The sequence below is a fragment of the Accumulibacter sp. genome (assembly GCF_031732815.1).
Classification (GTDB): domain Bacteria; phylum Pseudomonadota; class Gammaproteobacteria; order Burkholderiales; family Rhodocyclaceae; genus Accumulibacter.
The window spans coordinates 1-9780 of record NZ_JAVMKF010000013.1; the positions used below are offsets into that span (position 1 = coordinate 1).

8 protein-coding genes and 1 pseudogene are annotated in these 9780 nt (G+C 63.1%); 4 read left to right on the plus strand and 5 right to left on the minus strand.

The annotated features are described in order from the left end of the window. Positions 1-243: 243 nt before the first annotated feature. Positions 244-492: a hypothetical protein gene (locus RKP46_RS00995; RefSeq protein ID WP_311104905.1), complete on the minus strand. Its 249-nt coding sequence runs from the start codon at positions 490-492 to the stop codon at positions 244-246. Between the two features lie 218 nt (positions 493-710). Next, on the minus strand, positions 711-1481 hold the full coding sequence (locus RKP46_RS01000; protein WP_311104906.1) for a DUF4124 domain-containing protein: 771 nt from the start codon (positions 1479-1481) through the stop codon (positions 711-713). A gap of 438 nt (positions 1482-1919) precedes the next feature. On the opposite strand from RKP46_RS01000, the pseudogene RKP46_RS01005 reads away from it, so the two are divergent. Beyond that, positions 1920-3141, plus strand: a pseudogene (locus tag RKP46_RS01005) (IS3 family transposase). Between the two features lie 389 nt (positions 3142-3530). Here RKP46_RS01005 and RKP46_RS01010 read toward each other — a convergent pair. Further along, the gene (locus tag RKP46_RS01010; RefSeq protein ID WP_311104907.1) at positions 3531-4154 is read right to left on the minus strand and encodes a cysteine hydrolase family protein; all 624 of its coding nucleotides are present in this window, start codon (positions 4152-4154) and stop codon (positions 3531-3533) included. A 116-nt stretch (positions 4155-4270) separates the two neighbouring features. Between RKP46_RS01010 and RKP46_RS01015 the strand changes: the two genes are divergently transcribed. From RKP46_RS01015 to RKP46_RS01030, 3 genes are all read left to right on the plus strand, one after another. Next, a complete protein-coding gene (locus RKP46_RS01015; protein ID WP_311104908.1) occupies positions 4271-5236 on the plus strand; it encodes a helix-turn-helix domain-containing protein in 966 nt (321 codons plus the stop codon). 311 nt (positions 5237-5547) lie between these two features. Next, positions 5548-5691 (plus strand): hypothetical protein, encoded by a 144-nt coding sequence (locus RKP46_RS01025; protein WP_311104909.1) that lies wholly within the window; start codon positions 5548-5550, stop codon positions 5689-5691. Continuing rightward, positions 5691-6788: a hypothetical protein gene (locus RKP46_RS01030; protein ID WP_311104910.1), complete on the plus strand. Its 1098-nt coding sequence runs from the start codon at positions 5691-5693 to the stop codon at positions 6786-6788. The genes RKP46_RS01025 and RKP46_RS01030 overlap by 1 nt, the downstream gene beginning before the upstream one ends. A gap of 102 nt (positions 6789-6890) precedes the next feature. Here RKP46_RS01030 and RKP46_RS01035 read toward each other — a convergent pair whose 3' ends face one another. Further along, positions 6891-8366: a tetratricopeptide repeat protein gene (locus RKP46_RS01035; protein ID WP_311104911.1), complete on the minus strand. Its 1476-nt coding sequence runs from the start codon at positions 8364-8366 to the stop codon at positions 6891-6893. 208 nt (positions 8367-8574) lie between these two features. Next, positions 8575-9321, minus strand: a complete 747-nt coding sequence (locus RKP46_RS01040) for a radical SAM protein (RefSeq protein ID WP_311104912.1) — start codon at positions 9319-9321, stop codon at positions 8575-8577. Positions 9322-9780 lie beyond the last annotated feature (459 nt).

Genomic DNA, 9780 nt, shown 5'->3' on the forward strand with positions numbered 1-9780 from the left:
GCACAAAGGCGGAAAGGCGAGTCGGCAGCCTCGCTTTCTACGCCACCGCAGAATTCTTCCCTCCCGCGCGACATAGTCGCCCGGTGCCCCGGTGGCAGTGCTGAAACGAAAAATTCACAAGCTCTGAGGCCTATCGACCGCCGTCGTGCCCGCATTGCGGGATCAGACAACTGCGTCAGCACGGGTACTCCGACCGGAAGACCGATCGGCGCGCCGGGAAGCCTCGGCTCAACCCGACGCCGATCAGTCGTTACCGCTGCACCGGTTGCCGTCGCACGCATTCTGCGTACCGCCATGCATCGGCCGGTACCGCGCGGGCTCAATCATCTGCCCGACGAGTTTTTGCAGTTGGATCGAGGCACTCCAATGAGCCGCCGCCGCAGCCTGGTCCCCAAGGGCCTCTCCGACGCAGCCGGCGTCGCGCTCGGCGACTTCCTCTCCCGGCTCGCCACCACCTGCGACAGCCACTACCTCGTACAACTGCGCGGTCATCACGGTCGCCAAAGGAAGCTCTACGATCCCGAGGAAGCTTGGCGGTTCCCGCCCAGCGATCCTCGATCGCGACAGGCCCCTTGTCCCGCGCTGATGCCGGGCACGATGCGCCCGAGTACAGCGTCGTAGTTTCCTCTTGCCTCACCCCGGAATAGCTCGGAACGAAGCGTCTCGAACAGGGCGGAACGAAACAGCGAGAGGAACGTATGCAGCGCTGATTACCAGCAGTCCATCTGCCCATTCATCCGCTGCTGACATCTCATCGAGCGAGGCGCCTGTGCCGGAGCGATGCTCCGGTTATCGATGACCACCGTTCGGTTATCGGTGGCATTCGGCTCGTTCATGCCGCAAGCCGAGTACATCCGGCGCTTTGCTGCGTTGATTTGCGCGGCATCCTTGCGGATAGAGCTGGCCTCAACGTCGTAGCTTTGCTGGGCCTCTTTGCACTCTCGGCTGTTCTTCAACTCCGCGCGCAGATCCGCGTCGGTGCGCCCGGTAACCGGCTGGCGTATCCGCTGCTCGGCGTCAGCAATCATCTTCCAGTGCTCTGCGGTGAGCGCCAAGCCCTTGGCTCTGCTGAAATCACCAGATCCGATCGCCTCGGCAACCTTGTTGTCAAGCATTCTCGCGTCGCTGGTTTTTGCGGCCGGATACTCCGCTTGAGTCGGCTGCTGATGGACTTGAGGCGAGACGTAAGTTGCTTGCTCCTGGCGCGTTCCACTCGGACATGGAACGTCCGAGAAAATCGTCCCGCCGGAGGGTGTCTTGCACCTGTAGTGCGTCTGCGAAATGCCTGTAGATGACAACGTGGCGGTCAGAACGAACGAGGCGAGAACAGCTTTCAAGAGGTGTGGCATGACGTACCTTTTTCGACAAGATGGGGCGCTGCGGATCAAAAAGATAGGCTTGGCTAAGTTGGCCGGAGCGATGGCGATCAGAATGCCCAGCACCGAGGTCAGCTTATCGACGTTGGCACTGACGAGAGCCATGCGCGCGTCGAACTGATCGCGCGTTAGACTGGACAGCATCCGCGAGCACCCGAACCACGGTTTCTGCCTGCATCTCGTCGAATCCGGCGCCACGAAGTCTGCGAGTAACTTCCAGGGTGTCGAAGGTCACGGTGCTCATATAATTGAGCATACTCCAGTTATCAGACGGCAGGCAATATAGCCTGTCCCTTCGCGAGCATACTCCTGGAGTATCGCATCAGGCCGACGCAAGCGCAGCGTCGCAGAATGGCCATCGGGGGCCGTGCTGAGACTGATCTCCGGCCGTCCGGTGGCGTTGATCGCCTTTGACGCGGGAACTGATCCGGTCCCGCACTATCAAGAACGCAATGCCGGCGATGATCACCGCATCCAGCCAGCATGACACGTCTCCGAGCGTCACCGACAACAAATCTCCGGCTGCGCCAACGGCGCGAGAGCGTGACGAGAAGGGCGAGACGGAACGACCCGCCGGGATTCAAGGCGAAGGTGGCGATAGGCGGCGCTCGCGAGCGACAAGACGTTGGCGGAGTTGGTGCAGCCGTACGACCTCGACCCGAACCAGATCACGGACTGGAAACGGCAACTGGCGGAGCGTGCGGTTCAGGTTTTTGGTGACGCGAGCCATCCGGTGAGCGCCGATCCGGACCTGACGAGGCTGCACGCCAGGATCGGACGGCTGACGCTGGAGAACGACTGTCTTGAACATGCGCTCGCCAAGCCAGGCAGGCTTCCCGCAAAACGATGATTGACCGCTAGCACAAGCTGCCTGTTTCGTCTCAGAGGTTTTGAAAAACAGGCTAATCGGACAGGAGATGCGCCGTACCCGATTGTTTTCCCGAGGGTTATTTGGCATACTAGCCTCTTTCCGGCATCTTTTTTAGCCTCTCAGTGCGCCCTCCTAGGGCTCGCGCGTTCGAGCGGCTACTACACGCCGCGCGAAGTCTCGCCGGAGGATCTGGCGCTGGTGGGTAGCATCGACGAGTTGCCTCTCGAGCACCCCCTCGCCGGCGCTTGCATGTTGCGCGACCTGCTGCGCACCGAGGGGTTCCAGCCGGGCGCAGGCACATCGGCACCTTGGTGGCGCGCATCGGCATCGAGGCGCTAAATCGGAAGCCGAACACGTTTCGTCGGCAGCGCGGTGATGAAATCCATCCGGTTCTGCTGCGCGACCTCGCCGTCGAGCGACCACAATCAGGTGTGGGCGGCGGACACCACCTACCTTCCGATGCGCCGCGGCTTCCTCTCTCTGTTCGCCGCGATCAAATGGTGCTCAAGGCGGGTGCTCGCCTGGCGGCTCTCCAACGCCATGACGACCGACTTCTATCTGGATGCGGTGCGCGACGCGACTAACCGCCAAGGGTGCCCGGAAATCCTTGGCACCGATCAGGGCTGCCCGTTCACCAGCGACGAATTCGCGCGGCTCAAGGCGCGCGACATCCGTATCAGCATGGACGACAAGGGCTCCTGGCGCGACAAGGTCTTTGTCGAGTGCCCGTGGAAGACCGTCAAGTACGAGGAGGTGTATCGCAAGGCCTGCGACGACGTCGCCGAGGCAAGAGCCAACCCGACCGCATACCTCAGCTTCGACAACGAGCACCGACCGCATCGCGCCCTGGATGGCAAGACGCCAGACGCGTGGGCCACCCGAGACGCCGCGTAAGGCAGAAGGAAGGGGCTCCGTGGATTTGTGGACGACGCGCTGGCGCGCACCGGGCCGCTTGCCGTGGAAAAGTCTGGCGACTTTCCCAGCGCGCGTCACTGCGCCCACAAGCTCCACCGAGCTCTATCCGGTTTGGATAAAATCCGAGAAGGTCAAAACCAACCGCATCACCGGTCAGCCGACCGGAACTCGCAGAGCTCTACTTATCGAAGAACCTTTCCTGTCCAAACAAACAGGGCCACCTCTCCCTTCAGAGCCGGGAACACTTCCGGACGCGGCGTTGAATCTCCTGTCCATTATCCATAGCCCGAGGAGCGCATGCTGCTTGAGCGTTTCGGGCTGCAGTACGCCGCGTTCATGGCGTGCGTCTGTCGCTGGCTGCCCGGGCCTCAGCCAGTGATAGCCCGCTGGTTGGAAAGAAGCACGTTATCCACGGGCAGGGCCTCGCCCTTGGCCAGCGCCGCCAGCCACGCCTCGGTGCTGGCCACCGCAGCGAAGTTGCTGTGCATGACCACGGTAAACACGCGATGGATTTCCTCAGCCGTCGCGGCGCCGGCAGCATTGCGGTAGGGCAACGCGCCGGTGGCGTCGTGCAGCAGCTCGACCTTCCAGCCTTCGTGGTGGGCCTGACGCACGGTGGAGTCGTCGCAGTTGTGGGTCATGTAGCCAACGACGGTGAGCGTATCGATGCCGCGCGCCTTCAGCCAGGCGCCGAGCGGCGTGCCGGTCAGCGCGCTGGCCATGTCCTTCTCGACCAGCAGATCGTGCGGACGGCAGGCGACCTCGGGGTGCAGCGCGGCAGTTTCGCTGCCGCGTGCAAACACCGGCGCGCCGGGCGGCGCAAGGTGTTGCACGACGACGACCGGGATACCGGCGACCGTAGCCGCATCCATGGTACGCACGATATTGGGCAGGCTGACGCCAACATCGGGGTAGGTGATACGCAGTTTGCCGCTGAAGTATTCGTTCTGTACATCAATCACGATCAGGGCGCGTTTCGGGGCCTGGCTCATGGCAGTTCTCCTTGCTTTGTCGAGGCGCCATTGTTTCGTCTGCCGCCCGCCTTGCGAAGTGACCCAAACGACAATATTCGTTAATATCGGGCCAAACCTGGAGCGGAGGAACCGACATGGCCCGCAAGCACCCCACCCCGGAGAAAGTAGCCGTGGTCGCTTTCGACAGAATCAGCAGTTTCCACCTAGCGGTGCCGTGCATCGTGTTCGGCGAGGCCTTCCCCGGCTTACCGCGCTTCGACTTCTCCGTCTGCGCCTGGGAGCGCGGGCCGCTGAGCACCACCGGCGGCTTCGACATCCGCCTCCACCATGGGCTCGAGGCCGTGGCAGACGCCGACATCGTCATCGTGCCGAGCTGGCGCAATGCCGATGAGGCCGTGTCTCCGGTGCTGTGTGCCGCGCTGCGTGCAGCGCACCGGCGGGGCGCGCAGGTCGTCGGGCTATGCCTCGGCGCCTATGCGCTGGCCGAGGCCAGCCTGCTCGATGGCCGCCGAGCCACCACGCACTGGGCCTTTGCCACGCATTTCGCGCGCCGCTACCCCAAGGTGCACATGGAAGCGGAAATGCTCTATGTAGACGACGGCCGGCTTCTCACCTCGGCCGGCACGGCGGCCGGACTGGACTGCTGCCTGCACCTCGTGCGCCAACGTCACGGGGCCGAGGCGGCCAATGCGCTGGCGCGCCTTCTGGTGACGCCGCCACATCGTCAGGGCGGGCAGGCGCAGTACATCGACCACCCCCTGGCGAAGACACCGCGCGACTCGCGACTGGCCGGTTTGCTCGACTGGGTGCGCGAACACTTGGCTGAACCGCACAGTCTGGATAGCCTCGCCGAGCGCGCCCTGATGAGCCGGCGCAGCTTCACCCGCCACTTCCGCCTGCTCACCGGCACCACCTTCGGCCAGTGGCTGCTGGCCGAGCGTCTAGCGCTGACGCAGCGACTGCTGGAGACCACCGACCACACCGTGGGGCGCATCGCCGAGCTGACCGGCATGGGCTCACCGGAATCACTACGGCACCACTTCCGACAGGCGGTCGGCGTTTCGCCGAGTGCCTGGCGGCGGACATTTCGCGGCGGCTGACACCGGGTACACCGCACACACCGCGCACACACCAATTTCCGCGCTGATCTGCTTTCGCCTTTCGAGGGCAAGCCCGTAAACCGTACTCGCCTCTGCGCCCACGCCGGCCTGCTCTGCGCGGCGGGCCTCGCCGATGCCGACCTGGAGATCGGCGTCATCGCTTCCTCCACCGGTGCTACTGCCGTCGCCGGCATACCGGAAGAGAAGACAGGAGCGCTGCTACCGGCCGAGATCGGCGAGCTGAAGGTGGAGCACATCGTGCTCGACGACGCTTCCGCCCGGCGGCCGCCGCCGATTCCCAAATCGGCGCGATGGCCTTGATCGGCCGCCTTGGCGGGCTACTCAATCCGCATGTCCATTTCCGCTGCCTCGTCAGCAAGGGCCTCTTCTCGCTCGATGCCCGCGTGCGCGTCGTAGGCGCTGATCGTCCGGATCTGGAGCGGCTGCTACGCTAATGCGCTCGACAAGCGTTCGCACCGGATCCGGGCTCTGCCCCGACTTGTCGCCCGATTGCGGGCCGAGCGAAGCGACCTGGCGCTTCGAGAACGGCGCCATCGATCACGGCCGCAGCAATTGCCGCCTCGTCAAAACCGTGACATTTCAGGCGAGCATACACCGCATTCAGTATCGGATCGAGGCAAGCAGCGAAGTCCACCGGAGGCGCCCAGTCGCCAAGCGGACAACCAAGCAAGGGGTGGCGAATCTGCGGGTTGGCGAGACCGCGCAGCGCACGCAACTTGCAGAGCAGCACGATGGCAATGGGCAAGCCTTGGAACGGCCCGATGGGGGCCTCCACCGCGTGTTCTGCACACGCCGCCTCGAACAGCGGCGCCAAGGTGGCGGGATCCTGGGCAAGCCAGCTCTCGACTGCGATCAGTGCTTCGAGCGCTGGCAGGGGCTTGAAGGGCGCAAGATCGGGGATGGAAAGGTCAAGATGACGCGCAAACAGCGTGAAGATTGCGCCTACCTCAGGTCGAACGAGCGCCTCGCAGCAGGTTCCTGGGAGTCGCCAAGCGGCACACAGCACGCGCGCGAGCTGCGCAGCCGATTCTTCGCAGCCGGCAACGAAACCGAGCGCAGCCCACTGGATTTCATCCGGCCAGAGCATCATGTGGTAGGGATCGGGTTGGCCGCCCCGCCGTTCGACCAGCAGCCGTACGTGCCAGACGATCATCTGGGCGATCCGGCGCATCGCATACGCCTGCCGGGCAGCCGGCACGTCGAGCGGTTCGCCGCGCGCGCGTGCGCGCTCGATTTCCTGGATGCGCGCATCGGCCAGGCTGGAAAGAATATCTTGCACGCCCCATTCCCATTCACGCGGAGCGGGGTCGGTGTCGGGCGCGAAGTCGTGCGCGTACAAGTCCCGCCGCTTCCCCTCTCCATCAACGACGGAAAGGCATGGACCGACAGCTCTGTCGTCGACGCCGTGCAGAGCGTAGTCGCGAAGCTGCCGCAACTCCCGTATCCTTTGCCTTTGCCGCACGGGTTCTTCATCCTCAACGCCGGCAAATCTTTCCCAAGCGTTCTTCCACACTGCCTGCATTCTACGTAGCCACGGGGAAAGCCAGACAACCAGCCACTCGTGCAACGGCTTTTGACCCGCTTTCGCCGCTGCTCTCGCGGCCCAGCGAGCAAAGCGGAAATGAGCGCTTAACTATTGTTCCGACACGGTTTTTTGCGCGCTCTCGATTCCCAGTGCGGCGGCTTTCTCCAGCCAGCTCCGAGCTTGCGCAAAATCGCGTCGAGTACCCTTCCCGTGGCGGTACATCGCTGCGAGAGATAAGCAGGCTTCACCATGGTCCTGAATGGCGGCCAGACGGTACCAATGAAGCGCGCGTACGTTGTCGCCGATTCGTCTTTCATAGAACTGGCCGGTCTTGTATTGCGCCTTGCTTGCGCCTCCTTCGGCGGCAGCGAAATAGGGTAGCGTGTAGGCGTCGATATGGTCGAGCGGCGTTTTCGCCAACCATTTCGCGGCAAGTGCACCGCCCTGGTTGCGCAGATAGATCAAGCCCAGCCGGCGTTGCGCAAAGAAATTGCCCTTATCCGCCGATTGCGCGCACCAGTGCTGCGCCTGCTCGTCATTCTTGACCACGCCCACGCCGCGCTCGTACAGGTCGGCGAGGTGGCATTGCGCGGCAGAACCGTTGGCGAAGATGTCCGGCGAGTCAATGGGAGTCGCTTCCGCTTGCTCAGCGGCCATCTGGAACCAGCGAAAAGCTGCCTCGTATTGCGGCGGTTGGTCCTGCAGACGCGCGTAGCCGAGGCAATATTGGCTGACGATGTCCCCCTGCTCGGCTGCTGCCCTCCATTCGGCGATCCGCGCTTCCCGGGCGGGAGAACGGGGAGCATGTACGACCGCCATGTTCCTGCGGACGATGGATTCCGCGGAGTCGGGAGTCTGCGCGCCTTGATTCCAGTCGTAACACGGGACGAAATCGGCAAGCTGGATGCTTTCCATTTCGGAAAAGCGGATGCCCGGAAGATAATGAACACAGGGAAACGAGACCTCGCAGTCGATAATCCGCCTGGTCCACTTCGCGGTCATGATTCTTTCCGGCAACCCGCGGCGCGGACGACGTGGCGTCGAGACCCTTTCGTACTTCAGCGGCGCGTACGGTGGGCAGAGACTCTCACGCAGGAATCTGTCAAACCCAGTGGCGGCAAAATGGTAAATCCCGTACGCGTCAGTCAGACTCAGTCGGGCGCCAGACCAGTAATCGCGACCATCGTCAAGTTCCCGCCAAGCCAACAGATGGCCAGTGTGCAGCGCGCCGAGGGCGCTGACATCGGCGCCGCAGAAATAGTAGTCCGGGCGTGAGCTATCCAGTCTCACCAGAACCATTTCATACTCGCGCAGCCAATCCCCTCTGAATTCGAGAACATCTTCGGGCGCGGAGAGGCGCATCAAAGCGCGGACATGACGGTTCCGAATCGACCCTCGCAGGGCCTTGCGTTCTTCTTCCGGCAAGTCGGGCTCATTGGCGAGCCGCTCGATTGCCGCGTACTCATCCTGCGAAAGCGCGGCAAGCTGGCTGCGCAACACCGCCAGCGAATTCCCGTCGGCGAACCCGTCGGGCGAAGGAAAGACCTTGATTCCCTGCGCGTCCTTCTCGAGAAATTCAAACACTTCGAAGAACCTGCAGTCACTCAGCACTCCCAGCACTGTGGGACCCGATTCGCCAGAGTCCAAGCAAGCCACTTCGCCTGCGTCATCGATGGCGAACCATTCAGAATCCATACTGTGCGCCGCCGGGTAATCGACGACGAAGGCGGCGACCAGCGATTGCATTGAAATGAGCTTCCTGCGCATCAGACCGAGGAAAACCGATACCCCTTCAGCACGCAGCCGAACAAGGAACGAGAGCGAGGCTGCTCAGCGCTCGCCTTAGTCCGTCATGGCTGAGGCTGGGCAATGGCTGCCGGGCGACAGTGTAGGAACACCAGGCGACGGATTTGTCCCAGGCGATGGCGCAAAAGCGCGAGCTCTTGCCGCACGCGTTAAGGCAACTCATCGACTGAAAAGGCGCGCGCGCTATCTCTGCCAGCATCTTCGGCGTCGGCGTGTTGCCACGCCGCTGCGGCAGGTAGATGATGCGCCGATTGTCTATGCCGGCCTTGTGCAAGGCTTGCGCCGTGCGCGCAGCGGCAGCGGCTTGATCGGCGGGCACCAGAAGATTGACTCCGCTGGCAATGCCTGCTTCCTCGATCTTCTTGACGATGGCCGTGACCCGCTCGACTTCGGACATCACAGCCGGTCGGTGAATGGAAACGTGGACCTTCTCGGGTCTGGCAGCCAGCAGCTTGCTGAAGTGAGCGTCTTCCATCAGCAGCAGTCCGTTGGTGGTGACCGAACGGAAAACGTGACCGCGCAGCGCGGTCAGTACTTCAGTCAATTCGGCGAACAGCAGGGGCTCTCCGCCCCCCAAGGACACGGCCTGAGTGCCATGCCGAACGCAATCCCTGACCAGATCGACGACTTCTTGTGCCGTCCAGCGCGTTTCCCCGCTCGGGCCGCTGCGGTTGTAGCAAAAACTGCAGTGCTTGTCGCAGCGGTTGGTGAGTTCAATCGAAAGACGTTCCATCGGTCAATGAGGCGGATCGGAGATTCAGCAGCGTATAGCAATCGTCAGAGAGCGTCCATCGCCATTGGCCAGCTCTCGCCAACGATGGTGTATCAGCTTCGATGCGCACCAGCCGCTCGAGTAGCCGCCTGTTCTCGGACGCGCGTCGAAGGCGACAATCGCCTGCGCTCGGACGAGCGCCATCCCGATCTCGTGCAGCGTCCACCTGGCCTTGCCCTGCACGCGCCTGGCGAGTTCGTTGGGCACAGCGGTGTTGTCGCCCGGGCCTCGCTGCGGGCCGCTTTCGGGCTAGACCTGGTCGAGCGCCGCCGAGAAGCCGAGAGCCCCAGCGTCAGCCCAAGCGCCCTTCTCTTGGCATCAACTGAGCGAGCCGGGACCACAAGCGGCCGAAGCGCCAGCATCGTCTGATCGCAAGCAACGGCAGAAGGCTATACTGCACGCCCAAGCGCAGTTGGCGGG